23 protein-coding genes are annotated in these 19,905 nt (G+C 43.9%); all 23 read left to right on the top strand.

Annotated features, from left to right (window positions below):
* Nucleotides 1-43: 43 nt before the first annotated feature.
* Nucleotides 44-256, top strand: coding sequence for a hypothetical protein (locus BLP57_RS08215; protein WP_092070799.1), 213 nt, complete (start codon nt 44-46; stop codon nt 254-256).
* Nucleotides 249-866: an HNH endonuclease signature motif containing protein gene (locus BLP57_RS08210; RefSeq protein ID WP_092070796.1), complete on the top strand. Its 618-nt coding sequence runs from the start codon at nt 249-251 to the stop codon at nt 864-866. Before BLP57_RS08215 ends, BLP57_RS08210 begins: the two co-directional genes overlap by 8 nt.
* 141 nt (nt 867-1,007) lie before the next feature.
* A complete protein-coding gene (locus BLP57_RS08205; RefSeq protein WP_242872578.1) occupies nt 1,008-2,423 on the top strand; it encodes a phage portal protein in 1,416 nt (471 codons plus the stop codon).
* A complete protein-coding gene (locus tag BLP57_RS08200) occupies nt 2,416-4,008 on the top strand; it encodes a minor capsid protein (protein ID WP_175442964.1) in 1,593 nt (530 codons plus the stop codon). The genes BLP57_RS08205 and BLP57_RS08200 overlap by 8 nt, the downstream gene beginning before the upstream one ends.
* Complete coding sequence (locus tag BLP57_RS08195) at nt 3,989-4,246, top strand: hypothetical protein (RefSeq protein WP_227588774.1); 258 nt, start codon at nt 3,989-3,991, stop codon at nt 4,244-4,246. The genes BLP57_RS08200 and BLP57_RS08195 overlap by 20 nt, the downstream gene beginning before the upstream one ends.
* Before the next feature lie 64 nt (nt 4,247-4,310).
* Nucleotides 4,311-4,808: a DUF2829 domain-containing protein gene (locus BLP57_RS08190; protein ID WP_092070789.1), complete on the top strand. Its 498-nt coding sequence runs from the start codon at nt 4,311-4,313 to the stop codon at nt 4,806-4,808.
* Between the two features lie 3 nt (nt 4,809-4,811).
* Nucleotides 4,812-5,075 (top strand): DUF6275 family protein, encoded by a 264-nt coding sequence (locus tag BLP57_RS08185; RefSeq protein WP_092070786.1) that lies wholly within the window; start codon nt 4,812-4,814, stop codon nt 5,073-5,075.
* Nucleotides 5,076-5,108: 33 nt separating this feature from the next.
* Entirely contained in the window at nt 5,109-5,273 is a 165-nt protein-coding gene (locus tag BLP57_RS17820) for a hypothetical protein (protein ID WP_173739707.1), read from the top strand.
* Between the two features lie 142 nt (nt 5,274-5,415).
* Nucleotides 5,416-6,048, top strand: a complete 633-nt coding sequence (locus BLP57_RS08180; RefSeq protein WP_092070783.1) for a DUF4355 domain-containing protein — start codon at nt 5,416-5,418, stop codon at nt 6,046-6,048.
* A gap of 17 nt (nt 6,049-6,065) precedes the next feature.
* Nucleotides 6,066-6,998: a hypothetical protein gene (locus BLP57_RS08175; RefSeq protein ID WP_092070780.1), complete on the top strand. Its 933-nt coding sequence runs from the start codon at nt 6,066-6,068 to the stop codon at nt 6,996-6,998.
* On the top strand, nt 6,995-7,234 hold the full coding sequence (locus BLP57_RS08170; protein WP_092070777.1) for a Rho termination factor N-terminal domain-containing protein: 240 nt from the start codon (nt 6,995-6,997) through the stop codon (nt 7,232-7,234). Before BLP57_RS08175 ends, BLP57_RS08170 begins: the two co-directional genes overlap by 4 nt.
* A gap of 4 nt (nt 7,235-7,238) precedes the next feature.
* Nucleotides 7,239-7,568: a phage head-tail connector protein gene (locus BLP57_RS08165; RefSeq protein ID WP_092070774.1), complete on the top strand. Its 330-nt coding sequence runs from the start codon at nt 7,239-7,241 to the stop codon at nt 7,566-7,568.
* On the top strand, nt 7,543-7,917 hold the full coding sequence (locus tag BLP57_RS08160) for a hypothetical protein (RefSeq protein WP_092070772.1): 375 nt from the start codon (nt 7,543-7,545) through the stop codon (nt 7,915-7,917). The genes BLP57_RS08165 and BLP57_RS08160 overlap by 26 nt, the downstream gene beginning before the upstream one ends.
* A complete protein-coding gene (locus tag BLP57_RS08155) occupies nt 7,914-8,423 on the top strand; it encodes an HK97-gp10 family putative phage morphogenesis protein (protein ID WP_092070770.1) in 510 nt (169 codons plus the stop codon). Before BLP57_RS08160 ends, BLP57_RS08155 begins: the two co-directional genes overlap by 4 nt.
* Nucleotides 8,420-8,788: a hypothetical protein gene (locus BLP57_RS08150; protein WP_092070768.1), complete on the top strand. Its 369-nt coding sequence runs from the start codon at nt 8,420-8,422 to the stop codon at nt 8,786-8,788. Before BLP57_RS08155 ends, BLP57_RS08150 begins: the two co-directional genes overlap by 4 nt.
* Nucleotides 8,789-8,800: 12 nt before the next feature.
* Entirely contained in the window at nt 8,801-9,223 is a 423-nt protein-coding gene (locus BLP57_RS08145; RefSeq protein WP_092070766.1) for a phage tail protein, read from the top strand.
* A 13-nt stretch (nt 9,224-9,236) separates the two neighbouring features.
* Nucleotides 9,237-9,686, top strand: a complete 450-nt coding sequence (locus BLP57_RS08140; protein WP_092070764.1) for a DUF6096 family protein — start codon at nt 9,237-9,239, stop codon at nt 9,684-9,686.
* Nucleotides 9,686-10,048 carry a hypothetical protein gene (locus BLP57_RS08135; protein ID WP_092070763.1) on the top strand — a complete coding sequence of 121 codons (363 nt, stop codon included), beginning with the start codon at nt 9,686-9,688 and terminating at the stop codon, nt 10,046-10,048. The genes BLP57_RS08140 and BLP57_RS08135 overlap by 1 nt, the downstream gene beginning before the upstream one ends.
* 30 nt (nt 10,049-10,078) lie before the next feature.
* The gene (locus BLP57_RS08130) at nt 10,079-13,639 is read left to right on the top strand and encodes a hypothetical protein (RefSeq protein ID WP_092070761.1); all 3,561 of its coding nucleotides are present in this window, start codon (nt 10,079-10,081) and stop codon (nt 13,637-13,639) included.
* Nucleotides 13,640-13,651: 12 nt separating this feature from the next.
* Nucleotides 13,652-14,017: a hypothetical protein gene (locus tag BLP57_RS08125; protein ID WP_092070759.1), complete on the top strand. Its 366-nt coding sequence runs from the start codon at nt 13,652-13,654 to the stop codon at nt 14,015-14,017.
* 64 nt (nt 14,018-14,081) lie between these two features.
* Nucleotides 14,082-14,423 (top strand): hypothetical protein, encoded by a 342-nt coding sequence (locus BLP57_RS08120; protein ID WP_207646694.1) that lies wholly within the window; start codon nt 14,082-14,084, stop codon nt 14,421-14,423.
* Between the two features lie 12 nt (nt 14,424-14,435).
* Complete coding sequence (locus tag BLP57_RS08115) at nt 14,436-15,944, top strand: hypothetical protein (protein ID WP_092070755.1); 1,509 nt, start codon at nt 14,436-14,438, stop codon at nt 15,942-15,944.
* On the top strand, nt 15,941-19,894 hold the full coding sequence (locus BLP57_RS08110; RefSeq protein ID WP_092070753.1) for an alanine-zipper protein: 3,954 nt from the start codon (nt 15,941-15,943) through the stop codon (nt 19,892-19,894). The genes BLP57_RS08115 and BLP57_RS08110 overlap by 4 nt, the downstream gene beginning before the upstream one ends.
* Nucleotides 19,895-19,905 lie beyond the last annotated feature (11 nt).

Below are 19,905 nucleotides of genomic sequence, written 5' to 3'. Positions count from 1 at the left end.
GGAAACTTCTTTCAAGAACCAAAATTTGAAAGGAGTTTTTATTATGCCTGTAAAAAATGTAATTAAAAAAACGAAAGATATGATAGGAAAAATTGATCCGCATTATGATATGACAAATTCGAATATGACAGAATTGTATAGTGCCTATTCAAAGTATCCGTATGAATTAATGTGTTATAGTTTTAAATTTGGTTACCTTCAGGGAATGAAAGCTGCAAAAGCTGAAATGAAACGGAGGGAAAAAGCAAATGCCTGAAAAATTTCAATTTTTTGATGGAAAAAGATTTACACGTGATGATAAAACTGGATACTATTTATGTGCCACAGCGGACGATGGAAAGAGAAAACGGATGCATGTGTATGTTTGGGAATATTTCAATGGTCCAGTCCCTAAAGGATACCATATTCATCACATTGACGGAGATAAAAGTAATAATAATATCAAAAACCTTCAGCTGTTGTTGGCTATGGAACATGAGAAACTACATGGCTCAATGTGGACAGATGAGCAGAGAAATCGGGCACGAAAAAATATAGAAAAGGCATCTATCAAAGCGAAGGAGTGGCATGGTAGTAAAGCTGGCCATGAATGGCATAAAATGCATTATGAAAAAATGAAAGAGAAATTACATCAAGTACATAAATTCAACTGCCTTATGTGTGGAAAAGAATTTCAATCACCACAGATTAAATCAAAATTTTGCTGTAATAATTGCAAGAGCGCATACAGAAGAAAAAAAGGCGTTGATAATATTACGAAAATTTGTAGTCTTTGCGGAGGTGAATATACTGCAAATAGATACAACAAAACAAAATTCTGTCCAATTTGTAGGAATAAAAAGCATAAAAAAAATAGGCAAAGCTAACGTTTACAATATGGAAGTTAAGAACCACCACAACTTTAGTGTTTGTGGTGGTTTTATTGTGCATAATTGTCTTGACGCTACACGCTATCTATGCAGCACCATAATCGGCAGAAAAGCAGCACGTTTCCGAGAGATAAGGAGGTGAGAAAAATATACACATTTACAATACCGAGAGAAAGTTTCGATGAGTTAAATCCGGATAAGCAGGTGATCCGCCAGCTGATCAGCAAACACATCAGTAAGGTGGACCGGCTGAAGAAGAATATGTCCTACTACGAAGGAAAGCACAAGATCCTGGATGAGACCAAACGGGAAAACCGCCTGGTGTGCAATCATGCAAAAGACATCTCTGATACAGCCAGCAGCTATTTCATCGGCAATCCGGTGACGTACAAATCAGAGGGAGACATCAAGGCCCTCACAGACGCACTGGAGGTGGCCGGAGCGGACGAGACAGATGGAGACAACGGCCTGGAGGCATCTATCTACGGCCTGGCCTATGAATATGTCTATGTGAAGGAAAACGAGAACAACCTGCAGACCAAGAACTTGTCCGCAGAGAATACCTTCATGGTAAAAGACGACAGCATAGAGGAAAACGAACTCTTTGCTGTCTATTATTATATCCGGAAAGATGATTCCGGGAAGCTTCCGGACCACTATATGGCCACAGTAGTGACCACAAACTATAAGTACGAGCTGGACATTGAGAACAGCAATACGATCCAGGCAACCACAGAGCCGGCGGTGCCCCATTATCTTGGTGAGATCCCGATCATTGAATACCTGAACAATAAACTGGCCATCGGAGATTTTGAACTGCAGATCCCACTGATCGATGCATACAATGCGCTGATGAGCGATCGTGTGACCGATAAGGAGCAGTTTATTGATGCGATCCTGGCCATCTATGGAACATTGCTGACCGATGAGGACGAACCGAACACTGAGGATGGAGACGAGAGCATCCGAAAGGCCAAAGCCCGTCTTAAAAAGTACAAGGTTCTTGAGATGCCGGATACAGCCAAAGCAGAGTATCTGACCAGGACTTTTGATGAAAACGGTGTGGAGATCCTTAAGAAAGCCATTGAGCAGGATATCCATAAGTTTTCCCACATTCCCTGTATGTCAGATGAAAGCTTCGGGGGGAACGTCAGTGGTGTGGCTATGGAATTTAAGCTCCTGGGTATGGAAAATATCACAAAAATCAAGACCAGATATTATAAAAAAGGTCTGAGAAAAAGAGTTCGGATATTCTGTAACTATCTGGCTTTGCATGGAACCAGCATCGATCCATCCGGGATCACGATGACATTCACCAGAGCATTGCCGAAAAATCTCCTGGAGATATCCCAGATCGTGGCAAATCTGTGGGGAAAGGTAAGCCGTAAGACCTTGCTTTCTCAGGTCCCGTTTGTGGATGATGTGGATGAGGAACTGAAAGCCCTGGAAGCAGAGGAAGAAGAGAATCTGAAGCGGCAGCAGGAAGTCTTTGGACTGCAGGACAATACGCCACCGGAGCAGGATCCCGATGATAAGGAAAAAGTAGATGCGTAGAAAATACTGGGAACAGAGGTCTGCCTGGGATATGTATCAGTTTATGGAGGATGCAGAAGAGACAGCAGATCTCATTTCCAGAGTATACCGGAAAGCCTCTCTCCAGCTGGAATATGCCGCAAGAGATATCTTTGAGAAGTTCATGACAAAATATGGTCTGTCAGAAACAGAAGCCTGGCAGATCATAAATTCCATACAGGATAAAAACTCCATTGATCAGCTGAAACAGGAACTCCAGAACCGGAAAAAGGACAGTGAGATTCTGAAACAGCTGGAAGCTCCGGCGTACCGTGCAAGAATGGAACGCTTGCAGAATCTCATGTCGCAGGTAGATACGGTGATGCAGCAGGTATACCAGCAGGAGAAGCAGTTCGATACCAAACTTCTGGAACAGCTTGGAGAAAAAGCCTATTATCATTCCATTTACAACATGCAGAAAGAAACCGGTCTGGCATTCAGCTTCTCTCATGTGAGCAGGAAACAGATCGACCAGGCTCTGCAGATGAAATGGTCCGGAAAACATTTTTCAGACCGTATCTGGCAGAACACACAGCAGCTTGCAGATTCCTTGAAGGATGAATTGCTGATCAGTCTCCTTACCGGCCGGACAGACCGGGAAACAGAGGAATCCATCCAGGCCCAGTGCGGAGGGGGAGCAAAGCAGGCCAGGCGATTGGTAAGAACAGAATCCTGTTACATGGCAGGAGAATTGACTGCACAGAGTTATATTGACTGCGGGATCAAGAATTATCGCTATGTGGCAGTGCTGGATCTTCGTACCAGTGAGATCTGTCGGGAACTGGATGGAAAGGTTTTTTCGGTGAAAGACCGGAAAGCCGGAGTGAACTATCCTCCCATGCATCCATATTGCCGCTCTACAACGATTTCTGTCATAGATGATAAAATCCTCAGGAACATGAAAAGAAGTGCTTACAACCCGGAAACAGGGCGTACAGAGATGGTTCCTGCGGATATGACCTATGAACAGTGGTATGAGAAATACGTCAAAGGAAATCTAAAAGCAGAAGCCCAGGAGAAAGCAGTCAAGAACGCTTCGTCAGACCGGAAGCAGTATGAGCGGTATCGGGAACTTCTTGGAAAAGACATGCCGAAACATTTTGCAGACTTCCAGGAAATGAAGTATAATGAACCTGAGAAGTGGGAACTGCTCAGGACTTATGCACGTTCTGTAGATAAAGGCACGATATCTCCGTTATCTGGATTCGAGAATTATCAGAAGATTTATGATGAAATCAATGAAAAAGTTGTTGGTATAAAGACTTCTGAGGGAACAGCAGTAACCAGACAGAGTAAACATTTCATGGACAGAGTAATCGGAACCATGAAAGATCCAAAAACGGGAAGATCACGATCAGGAGTTACCGTGGAAGGAATACGGGATGCGCTGGAGAATCCGGCGAAAGTATTTCCTACGAGAACGGATCCTGATTCAAGAAAAAGCCAGAAATATATTGGCAGACATGGAACAGTCTCATTAGATCCTGAGACGGGGATTCTGATTCAATGCAATCCAACAGATGCAGACTATGTAAGGAGAATAGCAAATGGAAATGCGAAGATTTGAACTAAAAAAAGAGCAGATCGAATTTCTTAAAGAAATGTATCCTGACAATGAGCTGGTTCAGAGAGTACTGAATTGTGAAAATAATGGAGTATTTGAAGTAGATGTGGATACCAAAATTGATTTTATGCTTTTTGTGGAAGATGAGTCGGTATATTGGATGGACGCAAATTATGAGCCATCAGCGAAAACATATATGCTTGAATCAATAAGGGATGATATTTATTATCAGACCAACTGATACCACCAGTCAGAAATGGCCGGTGGTCTTTTTATACCCATTTTTAAGAAAGAGAGGATCAGAAATGAAGTTTGAAGAAGCATTAAAGGCAATGAAAGCAGGAAGTAAAGCAAAATTACCGTCCTGGGGAGGATATTGGTATTGGAGTCCAGAGAAAGAAACAATCATCATGCACACAAAAGATGGACAGGAACTGGATATCCGGGAAACCCAGAGCGTTGTATATACGCTTCAGAATATTCTTTCTGATGAATGGATCATTGCAGATGAAGTAAACTGTCCGCAGTTGGGCGGAGAAGCAACATTTTCTTTCGGGGAAGCTATCAAGTACCTGAAAAGAGGGTCCAAAGTAGCTCGTAAAGGATGGAATGGTAAAAAACAGTACATTCAGCTTGCAACTGGGATTTCTTATAAGGCAGCAGATGGCGAAGTTGTAAACTGTGAGCACAATGCTATTGGCAACATGGCAGTGGCTTTTGTAGGAACATCTGGTGTGCAGATGGGATGGCTTGCATCTCAGGCAGATATGCTTGCGGAAGACTGGATTTTTGCGGAGGAGTAGAGAATGAAAAACGAAGAATTTTTAAGGCTTTGTAAGGCGAAAGTAGCTGAATATACAAACTCCCATATGGATAAGACCGATGGAAAGCAGATCACAGTACAGGATGTGTACGTGGTATGGAGTTGTAAGACATTACAGAACAGTAAAGCACTTCTGAGCACGACTGTGCCGGATGGAATGTATTATGAGCTGACATATAACGGAGATAAGCACGAGTTATACCTTGATGCTTATAAGAAGTTTCAGAACATGTGCTTTAAACTGTAATTGCGCCGGCGCAACGGAGGGGAGGTGAAGAGAATGAAAGTAAAATGCATCAAAAGATACAGCGACATCTGCTTGAAAGAAATCGTCGAGAAGGGAACTGTTCTGGAAGTAACAGAAAACAGAGGGGAACATCTGATCGGCGAGGGTGTTGCAGAGGCAGTAAGAGAAGCAAAGGCAGCAGCCAAAGGGAAGGAATAGGTAATCCAATTATCTCCCGGTGAGACGCAGGGTGAAGCGTCTTATTTTTTATGCCTTTTTCCGCTAGGCGTTAAAGAAGCAGATTCCAAAAACTGAATGGCCCGGGCGTGAGAACGAATAGGCTGGGCAGAAAGGAAAAGATATGAGAAACAGAGTATTCAAAGCAATGTGTAAAGTTCCAATGAACCTGCAGTTATTCGCAGAAGGCGGAGACGGTGCTGGGGCCGGTGAGGGCAATGGCGGCGGATCCGGAGAAGGTACGGGCGGCGAAGGAGATAATCCTCCATCTTTTGATGACTTCCTGAAAACAGGCAGTAATCAGGCAGAATTTGACAGACGTGTCCAGAAGGCAGTCAATACGGCAGTGACAAACGCACAGGAGAAGTGGCAGGCACTGACGGATGATAAGCTTTCCGAAGCTGAGAAGCTGGCCAAGATGACCAAGGAAGAAAAAGCGCAGTACATGCAGAATAAAAAAGAAAAGGAACTTTCCGACAGGGAGGCAGCAGTAACCAGAAGTGAGCTCATGGCAGAAGCAAAGAACAACCTGTCAGACGAAGGACTTCCGGTAGAGCTTGCAGAAGTACTGAATTATACAGATGCAGATGCCTGCAAGAAATCCATGGAAACCGTCAAAAAAGCGTTCCAGACTGCAGTTGAGAAAGCAGTCGATGAGAAGCTGAAAGGCGGCAAGCCTCCGAAAAAAGCACCAGAAACAAACACACAGGAAGCCCTTGAAAAGCAGGTATACAATGCGATGATGGGTATTTTTTAAAGGAGAGTGAATAAACAATGGCAATCAATACTTTAGCAACAGCAACCTTATTTATGACACAGCTTGATAAGATCGCTGTTCAGGAAGCAACCACCGGCTGGATGGATGCCAATGCCGGCCAGGTGATCTATAACGGTGGATCTGAAGTAAAGATCCCGAAAATGAGCGTTCAGGGAATGGGCGACTATGACCGTGAGGCTGGATACCAGCGCGGCTCCGTTACCCTGGAGTACGAGACCAGAAAAATGACACAGGACCGTGGCCGTCTCTTCCAGCTGGATCCGATGGATATCAACGAGGCAAACTTTATCCCGACTGCCGGTGCAGTTATGGGAGAGTTCCAGAGGACACAGGTAGTTCCGGAGATCGATGCGTACCGTATCAGCAAGCTGGCCACAGAAACACTTACTGCAGATAAAGCAGGAATGATCGGAGAATCTTATGTACCGGGAACTGCTTCTACATCTGCTCTGCGTAAGCTGAAAGAAGGGATCAAAGCGGTAAGAGAAAACTATAACGGAGCTCTTATCTGCCAGGCAACACCGGACTTTATTATGGAGCTGGAACTGGAACTTGCGGGCAAGATCACTGCAGTGACCTTCTCTAAAGGCGGAATTCAGACACAGGTTCCTTCTGTAGATGGTGTACCGCTGGTTTCCACACCTTCCAACCGTATGTACACAGCTATCAAGATCAATAACGGTAAAGATAGTGGCCAGGAAAAAGGCGGATATGAAAAAGGAACATCTGCAAAGAACCTGAACTTTTTCATCTGCCCTGTAACCACGCCAATCGCTGTCACAAAACAGGATATCATGCGTATCTTCGACCCGACAACAAACCAGAAATTGAACGCATGGCAGATGGATTACCGCCGTTTCCATGATATGTGGATTCTGGATAATAAACTGGATTCCATCTATCTGAGCATCCAGGAGGCGAAAGCATGAGGCTGATCCGTAAAAATGTAGAAAGAGAAGCGGAAGGATCTGCAGCAGAAAAGCTGATCAGTGATGGCTTCACACCGATGAAAAAAGCCACACCAGACACAGTACCGGAAGAGAAAATCGGTAAGGACATCGAGGATATGACAGTTGAAGAACTGAAAACTCTTGCAAAGGAGAAAGGACTGACCGGTGTCTCCTCCCTGGCAAAAGCGGACCTTCTGGCAATCCTGAAAGGGTGATACGATGGCATCAGCAGAAGATATCAAAAAGCTGAAGATCCTGACCGGAGAAAAGAATGAGGAACTTCTGTCTGTCCTTCTGGATGAAGCTGAAGCTTTCGTGCTGTCCTACACCAATCGCAAACAGTTAAGGACCGGGCTGGAAAAGGCAGTCCGGGATCTTGCTGTGATCGCTTTGAACCGGATGGGAACAGAGGGGGAAAAGTCCAGAAGTGAGGGTGGAGAGAGTTATACTTTTGAGGATGCGCCGAAACAGATCTACGACACGCTGAACCGGTATCGCCTGGCCAGAGTAGGAGGAAAGACTTATGAGGCTGAGAAGAAGCAGACTTGAGGAATTTTTCCATAAGAAAATGACGGTAAAGAAAGATAAAGAAGGCAGTACCAGCGAGGAATATGGTGCTGCCTCTTCTGTTACCGGAGAAAGCTGGCCGGCATCTGGAGAAGTACAGGTTGAGCAGTACGGCCAGAAACTGAATTATATCCGGAATATCCGGATACAGGGAAACTATAAGATCCAGACGGATGGAAAAAGCCGGCTGCATTATATCCTGGAAGATGGAACGGATATAGAGGAACGGGACGGGATTTGTCTATATGTGGCAGCAGATCAGCTTCCAGACTATCGGATCATATCCATCAAACCATATCGTTTCCTTACCATAGAGGTGGAAAAGATATGAGTGTAAATGGATTTGATGAAGTGGAGAAAGCTTTGCAGGAGGTGTCCGAGTTGGACACCCGGCAGGCAGTTGGAGAAGCGATCCAGTTTGTACGGTCAGCAGCAGTTGAGAATTGCCATGCAGATACCGGAGAACTCCGGCAGAGCATTTTTGCGGAAACCACAGAGGAAGAAAACTCTGTCACAGGGATCTGCTGGACAGACAAAGCTTATGCTCCGTACATAGAGTTCGGAACCGGACCGAAAGGCCAGGAGAAACATGCCGGCATCTCTCCGGAAGTAACTCCGGTCTATACTCAACAGCCATGGTGGATCCATGAAAGCCAGATAGACAGAAGAGTGGCTGAAAAGTACCGTTGGCCATATATGGACACGCCGGATGGAAGATTCTATAGATGCAGCGGAAATCCGGCCTATCCGTTCCTGTATCCGGCTATGAAGGATAACGAAGAACAGATCTTAAAGGTGCTGGGCGGAAGCCTTGCGTCAGATTTGGAGGATATATGAAGAATGTAAAAGATCAGGTGTACGCGGCACTGTGCACGGTGTCCGAAAATGTTTCAGATGCTTATCCCCGTTCCTGGGCGGAGGGCTCAACGCTCCAGTATACCGAAGAGCAGAACGATGTATACGAAGCCAGCTCCGATGCTGAAGGAATGAGAGAGGATAAAGCCCTTGTAAGATACCGGATCGATATCTGGAACAATCACAGCACTTCAGAAGCAGCTCTGCAGGTAGATGAAGCGATGAAAGTGACAGGCCTGAAACGGATCGCATGTGCAGATGTGCCGGATCCGTCAGGGATGAAGCATAAACAGATGCGCTACGAAGGGATCATTGATATGGATTCTGACAGCGTGTATTGGAGATAAGGAGGAATAGCGATGTTAGCAAATGGAGCAACATTAGGTTACAGAAAACACACAGCTGGAGAAAACTCTGCAGCTTACACAGATCTTCCAGGACTGAAAGAGATCCCGGAAGTCGGAGTGGAACTGGATAAGGAGGAAAACACCTGCCTTACAGATCCGCACAAGATGTACGAGGAAGGCATTGGAGACCTTCCGGATATGAAGTACAAATGGAAGTACGACAACAGTAAAGCCGGAAGCCCGTACAGGCTTATGAGAGATGCAGCAGACAAAAAAGAGATCTGGGATTTCCAGGAAAAAACAAAAGATGGAACAGTTACCGAGTTTACTGCACAGTTTTCCGTAAAACGTACAGGCGGTGGAGTAAATGGTGTGATCGAGTTTGAGGTGACCATGGCCGTACAGTCTGAGATCAAACAGACAGATCCGGCGTAAGGAGGAATAAAAGATGATGAATTTTGAAGGCATTCAGGATCTGGGCGGAGCTTCTGCCCAGAATGAGACACAGGCTCCAGAGGAAAAAGTAGTCAATCTGGAGGAACAGAAGAAAAAGAGACAGCCCTTTGCTTATTGGAATGTAGGCGGCAGGAGCTTCAAGATGAAACTGAAAGCTTCCGGAATCGGACGCCTGGAAAATAAGTACAGACAGAATCTCATGAATATGATCGATGATATTCCGCCGCTTTCCGTGATGCTGACGATCATCCAGGAAGCAATGTCACCGTGGGAGCATGGGATTGATTATCAGGATGTGCAGAAGCTGTATGACGCATGGATCGATGAAGGGAACAGTCAGCTGGAACTCTATCAGAAGATTTTGATCCCGCTCATGGTGGTATCGGGTTTTTTACCGGAGAAAACAGCGGTATCCCTTCTGGAGGAAATCGAGAACGCCTGATGTCAGAACAGCTCTCGGAGCTGTATCCGGTAGCTCTTGAGATGGGGATCCTGGCGGAAACATTCTGGAACCTTTCTGTAAATGAGATATTCGATACTTTGGCAAATATAAGAAGGCGGTTGCTCAGAGAAGAAAAGCAGCGGATCATGGATAATTTCATCCAGGCCCAGGCCATAGCAGTAGATATCTCAGCGTTATTTGCTAAAGATGGCAAGATAGCCCATCCCTGGGATTATTATCCGGAACTGTTTGAAAAAGAACAGAAGGCATACGAAGAAGCAGAGGAAGCCCGCCAGTGGGAAGAGTACATGGAAAAAAGAAGGGCGTACAACGCCGAATGGAACTATAGACATAATCATTGATTTGTTGAGAAAAAGAGAGGAGGTGAGCCCATGGGAGACACACTTCATAAGATGCAGGTGATAATTGAAGCTACAACAGAACCATTGAAAAAAGGAATGGAAAACAGCCGGCGGGAAGTAAAGAAAAGCGTTGAAGAAATCCAGAAGGAAACTGAGAAAGTAAAGAATCCGTTCAAGGGAATGGAAAGCAAGGCGCTGCAGCCGGTAAGGAATACTCTGAATAAGATCAGGGAAATGCTCAGCAGGAATCCTGTGAAAAATTTCCAGATCAAGGCAGGCATCAAAGTTCCAACGGAAGAGTATGCAGAATTGCAGAAAAATTTATCAAAAGCACAGCAATCATTGGAAAAACTACAAGAAAAACAGCACAAATTTGAAAACACGGGTAAATCTAAAGAGAACCAGCAATGGAAAAGCCTTGTAGTTGATATTACTCGAGCTGAAAAAAAACTCAGTGAATACAAAGATGCTGCAGCCAAAATGGAAACGTCAGGAACTGCTTTTAAACAAACCCCTACAGACGAATATCGTGAAATCAGAAATTCTGTTAAAAGTTTAAACGAAGAAATAGAAAAATATGAAAAAAAAGGTGAAAAGCTTGAGGCGATGGGCGTTAAGAAAGAAAGCAAGCAATGGAGAAGCCTTATATACGATATTGAACAAGCTCGCGGGAAGCTGTTTGAGTATGAAGAAAAAATGAAATCGTTAGAAAAATCAGGAAAATCAACTCAGCAGGTGCCAACAGAAGAATATCAAAAAATACAAAAAGACATTTTGAAAGTAAATAAAGAACTTGATGCTTATCGCGAAAAAAAGAATAAGCTCCAAGCTTTGGGCGTATCAAAAGAAAGTCAGGAATGGAAAAGCCTTACATATGACATTGATCAAGCGAAAATAGCTGTAGAGGAGTATAAAACAAAGGCCAGACAGATGGAATCCTCAAATACAGATGTAAAGCGGCCGGTATCTCTTCCGAAACAGGCATTGAACTTTGGGACAGGAATTTTCAAAGGAATAGGAGCAACTGTTTCGAAGGGGTGGGGAGGCTTTACAAAGCTTCTGGGAGGTGTTGGAAACGTTGCATCTTCCTTCACCGGTGTGATCCGGAAATGCTCCGGTGCTTATGCTGCACTGATCCAGAAGTTCACATCCGGAATCCCGTTTCTTAACAGGACAAAATCTTCGTTCAATGGTCTGGGAACATCCGGACGAGGCTTGACAGGTATACTGAAGACGATCGGAATGACTGCAAAATTTATGTTTGCAAGTTTTGTGATCCGTGGAGCTGTAGATGGCGCAAAGCAGGGATTTCAGAACCTTGCACAGTACAGTGGAGAAACAAACAGAAGTCTTTCTCTGCTGATGTCTTCTCTGACACAGCTCAAAAATTCACTGGCCACAGCCTTTGCACCAATCCTGAATGTTGTAGCACCAATTCTGAACAGTTTCATTCAGACGGTTATCAACGTGGTAAATTCCATAGGCCAGCTGATGGGAGCCCTCACAGGCAAAACCACCATGGTCACGGCCAAAAAAGTCAATCAGGATTATGCTGCAAGTCTTAACAGTACCTCAACGGGTCTGAAGAATAATGCAAAGAACGCGGATACGGCATCAAAAGCGGCAAAACAATATCAGCGCACTCTTCTGGGATTCGACCAGATCAACAAGCTGAACGATGATTCAGACAGCTCCGGATCAGGAGGAACAGGAAGTGGAACGGATACATCACCGCTTGGTGGTGTTAATGATATGTTCCAGACAACGGCCATCAAGAGCCGTTTCAAAGATCTCGCAAAACTGATTAAAGATTCTTGGAAGTCCGGCGATTTTACAGAACTTGGTGCCATGGTCGGCAATAAGCTCAACGAAGCACTGGAACGTATTCCGTGGGGTAAAATCCAGAATACCTGTAACAAGATTGCAAAAAGCATTGCCACTTTTCTGAATGGCTTTATTGAAGCTGCGGATTGGAAATTAGTTGGTAATACATTCTCTAAGGGACTGAACACAGCCTTTGGATTTGTAGATACCTTTGCAAAGAATTTCCACTGGAACAGTCTTGGGAAAGCTATCGGAGATGGGATCAATGGTGCTCTTGAAGGCCTTGACTGGAATCTGATCAAAGGAACCGTACATGATACCGTCTTTGGTCTGGTAAGCACACTGAATACAGCGATTGCGACAACCAATTGGAGTGTAGTTGGAAAAACAGTTGGAGAGTGCTTTAACACACGACTGGAAGCACTTTATACCACGGTTCATAACTTTAACTGGAGAGGCTTGGGCACTGCACTGGCTGATCTTGTAACCAACACGGTCAAAACCATTGATACAGGAAAAATAGGACAGACCTTATCCGATGGGATAAAAGGCTTTTTTGATTTTGCAATCTCAGCGATTGAACACATGGATTGGTGGTCCATGGGGGACACCATCTATAACAAAGCAAAAGATCTGATGGTAAACATTGACTGGAGCGGAATTGCTGACAGAGTTTTTGAAACGATTGGAGCTGCATTTGGAGGTTTTGCCGCATTTATTGGCGGTATCTTTAAAAATGCAGTTGCAGATGCAAGGAAGTATATTATAAAGCATTTCACAGAAGCTGGAAAATTCACCTGGGAAGGCTTTAAAAATGGTGTTGTGCAGTCATTTAAAGATATAGGAACCTGGATCAAGGCACACATTTTTAAACCATTCATAAACGGATTCAAAAAAGCTTTCGGAATCCATTCACCATCAACAGTCATGCGTACGCAGGGCGGATATGTTATATCTGGCCTGCTCAATGGTATGAAAGCAGGATTGCCAGCTGTACTGTCTTGGATTGCTAAACTCCCAGGGCAGACAAAAGAGAGACTTGGAAATGCCAAAACATGGCTACGTGGGAAAGGAAATGCTGCGATCACCGGTCTGAAAAATGGCTGGGAAGCTGTAAGGGAATCAACATTCCTGAGCAGAGTAAAGAAAATCGGTTCTCAATCTTTCAACGCTATCGGAGATATCAAAAGCAAAGTAACGCCGAAAGGCAGGGATATCATAAGCGGAATGAGAACCGGCCTGAATAATAACTGGAGCTCTCTGTCTGGAATATTAAGTAATATACCAGGCAAGGTGGCAAACGCAATTCCAAGCTTATACACAGTTGGCCAGAATGTTATTCAGACTTTTGCAAATGGATTTTCAAGCATCCATATCCCTATGCCACATATCGGCTGGGATTGGGAAGGTGGATCTATAAAAATCGGTAACTTCAAATTTTCATTGCCACGTTTCAATCTGAGCTGGTACGCAAATGGCGGATTCCCTGGTATGGGAGAAATGTTCGTGGCAAGAGAGTCCGGACCGGAGCTTGTCGGAAGAATGGGAAACCATTCTGCGGTGGCAAACAATAATCAGATCATTGCCGGAATCCGGGCAGGTGTATTTGAAGCAGTTGTGAATGCTTTTGAAAGCATGCAGGGCAGAAATGATCGTGGACGGGAACTCCACATCTATCTGGAAGGCGATGCAAAGAAATTGTTTAAGGTGATCCGCCAGGAAGGAAACAACTATCAGAAACAGACCGGAAATCCGGTATTTGGATAAGGAGGCGGTAAAGTGACAGATGATATCATTATTGACGGAGTTACGATGCCGACTCCGGCCCTTTCGGGTTTGACAATAAAAAAGGAAAAAATCTGGTCAAATAATACAGGGCGTGTAGCGAATGGTGATATGGTAGGCGATCTTATTGCTATTAAATATACGTTGGAAATTACATGGCCCATGTTAAGCAGAGCGGATACTGCCAAGATTGATGCAGCAATCAGCCCTGCTTTCTTTAATGTGACATTTACGGATCCTGGAAGCAATTCCCGGATAACAAAGAGATGCTACTCAAACACACCATCCTATCCGGTATACAGTTATGTGGACGGTGTGAAAACATACAAAGGAGTAGGGGCGACACTGATCGGAAAATAAGGAGAACAGAACAATGAAAATGCAAAACAAAGAAATTGTAGACTTTTTAAATACTTGCGTATCTATGAAAAAAAAGAGCTTGCCAGTCCGTCTGGCGTATGCGATCAAGAAGAACGTGGTAGCAGTCCAGGAGGCTGCGTCAGCTTACACTGCGGAACGGGAAGAATTGATCCGCAGATACGCCAAGAAAGATGAAAATGGTGAGATCATGACGGAAGACGACTGCTATATCATGGAAGACAAAGAAAGATTTGGGAAGGATATGAGTGAACTTCTGAATATTGAGACCGAGGTGGAGATTCATACTGTTTCCATCTCAGTAGTCGAGAAATGTGACGAAGATCCGAAATATGATTCACTGACTATGGCTGAACTGGATGTCATTGATTTCATGCTGGCAGAGTAAGGAGGCGGTCCTGTGTATCAGTCAACAACTGCATTTGGAACCTTGGTACAGCAGGATTCCAGAACATTTAAATGTTTACTCACCTATGGAGAAACATCCATCACAACCGTACGAAGTATCAAATTCACCGGAGGTTCTGAAGGAGAAGACGATTTTTCTCTGGGTTCTACCATGTCACAGTACATAGAAGTGACAATTCCTGGCAAAGGACTGGTAGTTGAAGGAACAGAAATGCTCCTTCAGATTGGTATGGACGTGAACGGAAAAACAGAATATATCCCCATGGGATATTTTACAGCAGGAAAGCCCCAAAAAGCGGATGATCAGATCACGTTCACGGCTTACGACCGTATGATGAACACAGAGCGGACATTTTCCATGGATGGCACAACCACAAATACAGTGGCAGTACTAAAGCAGATTGCGGATATCACAGGTGTTCCTGTAGTGACATCCGGATTAACTGCGATATCCATAAAAGTGCCGAAAGGATATAGCTGCAGGGAAGTCCTTTCTTATGTGGCGCAGCTTCATGGCGCGTTTGCTGTTTGTAACCGTAGAGGTCAGATCGAGCTGCATACCTATGTGGATTCAGATTATAAGGTAAAGACGAGCCGGTACTGGGGAAATTTTGAACATAATGATTATGCTTTTGATGTTTCAAAATTTGTATGTTTTACGGGACAAGATAAAAATGGAAAAAGCATATCAATCTTTTCAGGATCCGGAGCGAGGTCCGTGTCTTTTTCCAATCCGTTCATGACACAAACAGTTCTCAATAATATCCTGGCATCTTTCAAAAATTTCTCCTATATGCCAGGTACATTGAAAATGATGGGAGATCCCCGACTGGATCCTTGGGATATCCTGACCGTAGCAGATCTGTCTGGAAACACATATAAGGTTCCTATCATGAAACTGGATTGGGAATACGATGGCGGTCTTACATATTCAGTTGAAGCTGTCGGCCTGTCAGAAGAAGAAACCAATGCAGATTATAAAGGCCCACAGACAAAAGAAATGGAACGGTATTACGCACAGTTGGTAATGATTGACAGAGCGATGATTAACAAACTGGATGTGGAGACTGCAAAAATCACGTATGCATCTATTAAGGAACTGGATGTAGTTAAAGAAAATGCTGAGGAAATTAATGCTAAAAAAGCAAATATCGATCTCGCAAATGTAAATAACGCTTGGATTGAAAAAGGCGTCCTAAAGGACGGGTCCATTGGCTCAGCAGCAATCCATGAAGGCGCTGTAACGAACGCTAAGATTGCTGATGCGACGATTGAAGCAGCGAAGATCAAGTCTATCAATGCAGATTCTATTGTAGCCGGTACGATTAAGACAGAGCGCCTTATCATCACCGGTCCGGATGGTCAGGACTCTATTGTCAAAGCAATCAACATCGCAAATGGCGTATCTGAGGCAGAAGTGAATGGTCAGAAGATCCAGGCCGCTTCTATAGATGTCGTTGACCTGTCTGCATTCAGGCTAAGATTGCTCAGTTTGATATGAGTCAAAATGCCATCTATAGTGGCAAGCTGGCTATTAATGATCCAACAAGCGGTGTTTATATTTCCACCACCGGTCTTGGACTTGGCGACGGAGCTCTTACAAGTAAGAAAGAATCGCCAATTCAGATGTATGCTGATGGTGTATTTAAACTTAAAGGCAAAAATTCATCGTTGGAATTTAATCCAGTGACGGATATGTTGGACATCAATGTCAGCAATTTCCGGATTGGTTCAAAAGAAGCAGCCACAGTAGATAACACAATCAAATCAACACTCGAACAATTCTATTTATCCACATCCCCAACATCCTTAGTTGGTGGTTCATGGAGTAATAACCAGCCCGCATGGACAGAAGGCAAGTATATTTGGAGACGAAATTTCGTAACCTACGGAGATGATCGTACTGAATTCACGCCTTCTGAAAACGGAGTATGTATAACAGGTAATACCGGGGCTCAGGGTGCTCAGGGCGCTCGTGGTCCACAAGGTGCCGCCGGACCCAAAGGTGAAACTGGTGCTCAGGGACCGCAAGGTGCTACCGGACCTCAGGGACCACAGGGTATCCAGGGGGTGAAAGGCGCTGATGGTAAAACATATTATACATGGGTCAAATATGCTGATTCACCTACTTCTGGTATGTCCGATAATCCAAGCGGCAAGAAGTATATTGGTTTTGCGTATAATAAAACAACAGGAACTGAAAGCACGTCTTACTCAGACTATTCTTGGTCGCTGATCAAGGGTGAAAAAGGGGAAACCGGAAATACCGGAGCTCAGGGTGCTGCCGGTAACGGTATCAAGTCGATAACTTATTACTATGCCAGGACAACATCTCAGACAGCGCCCAGTGCAGGAAACATCACATCGGCTACGATGCCCACTCTTGACGCTACGAATAAGTACTTATGGCAGAAAGAAGTAATCAACTATACGAATAACACGAATCAGACGACAGTGTTATTACTGGCTGTATATGGAAACACAGGCGCTCAGGGGCCGAAAGGCGACAAAGGAGCTACCGGACCTCAGGGACCAACTGGACCTAAAGGAGAAACTGGTGCTCAAGGACCACAGGGAAACCCTGGATCTACTGGTCCTCAGGGTGTGAGCGTTACCGCCATTAAAGATCAGTGGTATAAATCAACATCAAATACTGCTCAGACCGGTGGTTCATGGTCCGATACTCAGCCCAACTGGGAGTCCGGAAAATATATCTGGACAAGATCACACATCACATTCAGCAATGGAAACACAACCACAACAAATCCCGTCTTGGCAAACGCAATCAATAACGCAAACGCCAACGCAAGTAATGCCGTATCTACAGCAAATACTGCAAATAGTACAGCAAACACAGCAAAATCAACCGCGTCCAATGCTGCGTCCACGGCAAATGCTGCCAAAAATACTGCTGATAGTGCGAATAATAAAATTGACAATCTGAAAGTTGGCGGAAGAAATCTTTGGAAAAAAACAAAAGAATATGATACTCTAAATGATACATTCTGGGTTGATAATAACAACGGCTACCAAGTTTATACGAATGTCCCTCATACTATAGTGAACGGATTTGGCGTTCAACGAATAGCTAATGCATGGGTCGATGCTAGCCAAAGAGTTACTATTAAACCCAACACGTATTATACGCTGTCTGCTTACATAAAATGGGAAGATTCCACGAAAACAAGCAACCTTAGATTTTATGATAATACTTCTCCACAGTCAGGTAGCATACTAAACTCTCAAGTAGGCACTACCGATTACAAAAGAGTTTCAGTAACTTTCAATAGCGGAAATGCTACGATATCCACATGTCGATTTGAATGCGATACGGATGCGGCCTTTTTAATATACGGATTGAAACTTGAAGAAGGTAACATTGCTACGGATTGGTCTCCAGCTCCAGAAGATGCTGAGAGTATGATTGGTAATATAAAAATCGGTGGAAGAAACTTAATTCCCGTAGGGATGATCAAAAACTGTAATGGATTATCAACATTTTCTTATGATAAAACATCAAACACCTGGACTTGTGTGGCTCCGATTGGTTCCAATTCATGGGGTCGAGGAATTTATTTCGATACTGGCGTGAAGAAAATCTACATTCCACGAGGATACACATATATAATCAGTCTGGAAGTAAATCCTGAAGTTGCCTGCATTTGGAACGCTGATATAAATAACGGTTTCGACGGAATGCCGAGTGGGACCGGTAATGACAATGATAGTGTGTCCTTGCGTAAATCTTCAGATCATTCGTTGGTAGCCAATAAATGGCAAAGAGTATGGTTCTCGTACACGCCCAGAACAGATGTTTCATATGATATATTTGACGCTTCATCGAACTGGGGTATCATTACTACAGACGCAAAATCTCCGATTAAATTCAAGATCCGAAATGTGAAAGGCGAGTTCGGAACCGTTCCGACAGACTGGACACCTGCGCCTGAAGACGTGGATAATAAAATCGACACGGCCCAGAAATCAGCAGATAATGCCAATTCTTCAGTAAATGCTTTAAATAAGATTGCGACAAAGAGTTATTCTTTTGGCGGGGCAAACGGCAAAGCGCAATGGGTTCGACTTGGAACACTCACATCCGCTGGCGATGCTTCAGTTGTCGTTATCACTCTTCAGACCGGAAACGGTTTCAACGGAATAGAAAGTCAAAATTCTCAAGCCGAGATCATCATAAAAGATGGGTGGCAGGACAAAGCAAGTACGACGGCGGCATTTGGAGCAAGCGTTACGCGACAGAACACTAAAGACCTTCTGGTTAGTGTACGAGCAACTGCATCGAATGTGTGTGAAGTTTGGACATATCTTCCATGGCTATACTGGAGTGGAAATTACACCATATCTGGTGTTTACAGTGGATGGAATCCAAATTTTACAAAACAAGATACAAAGCCAACGAATGGTGTTGAGCAGTCACTGGCATATCGAACTACGGCAGAAGATGCTTACACGTTAGCCTCTGATCTGAAAAAAGACGTGGATATAAGTTCTGAATTTGTGAAAACATACAACGATTGGGCGTTTAAATGGAAAACAGCCACAATGGTTGACGGTGCCGAAGTTGGAACTTATCAGAAATATATCACTCTCGAAAGCGGCAATATTTTACTTGGTCATTCCAATTCCAAAAACAAATTGAAAATCACCAACGATTCCATCCAGTTCAAAGGCACCAGCGACACCGCCATAAAACCAGATTCCGACGCAACTGCCTGGATCACAGGAAAGGTATTCCATATCAACTCCGGAGAGATTGAGAGCAGCTTGAAGTTTGGAAAAGTTTTAATGAAACCTACTAAAAATGGAATTCAAATCGGAAATAAGGCTGAATTTGGCGAACGAGTACGAATAGGATATCCATTAAGCAGTAATATGCAATATACTTATTCAGATTGCCCGCTTGTGGTTGGAAGTAATACAAATACTATTGGGGATTATCCCTGGTTCGCAGTTGATGATGGCTATGCATTTGTTAGAAACGGAATAATAACGCCAGGGGATTTTATTATTAAATTCGGCGAATATACACTGGATCGTCCCAACGGCGGTAAGTTTAGCGGTACATTAAGACCATATTACCGCGCTGACGACGTAATAAATATGGAGTTTTATGTAAATGGATATGTTACATCAAATAAACAGGAAGTCATATTTCATATTCCATTATCCCGACCAATTATGTCCACCCCAGTTTCGATATCAAGCATAAATGGGCTCACGATTCGGCAAAATGGAAAGTATATATATAACTCGACTGCTTCAAAACCTATAAAACCGGCATCGTATACAGCTGCGGTTATAGGAGGGCGTAACGGATTAAACGTTAGAGCTAAAATGGGAATTGATAGTAATGGTTTTACTGACACTGATATTAAGAACATTGTGAATAATGATACTTGCGCTATCATGGCAAGTATAAAAATCACATTTTAGCTAAAGGAGAA

Source organism: Blautia sp. SF-50 (assembly GCF_900101315.1).
Taxonomy (GTDB): Bacteria; Bacillota; Clostridia; order Lachnospirales; family Lachnospiraceae; genus Blautia_A; species Blautia_A fusiformis.
The sequence above is the reverse complement of the archived record's forward strand: the minus strand, read 5'-3'. Positions and strand labels throughout refer to the sequence as shown.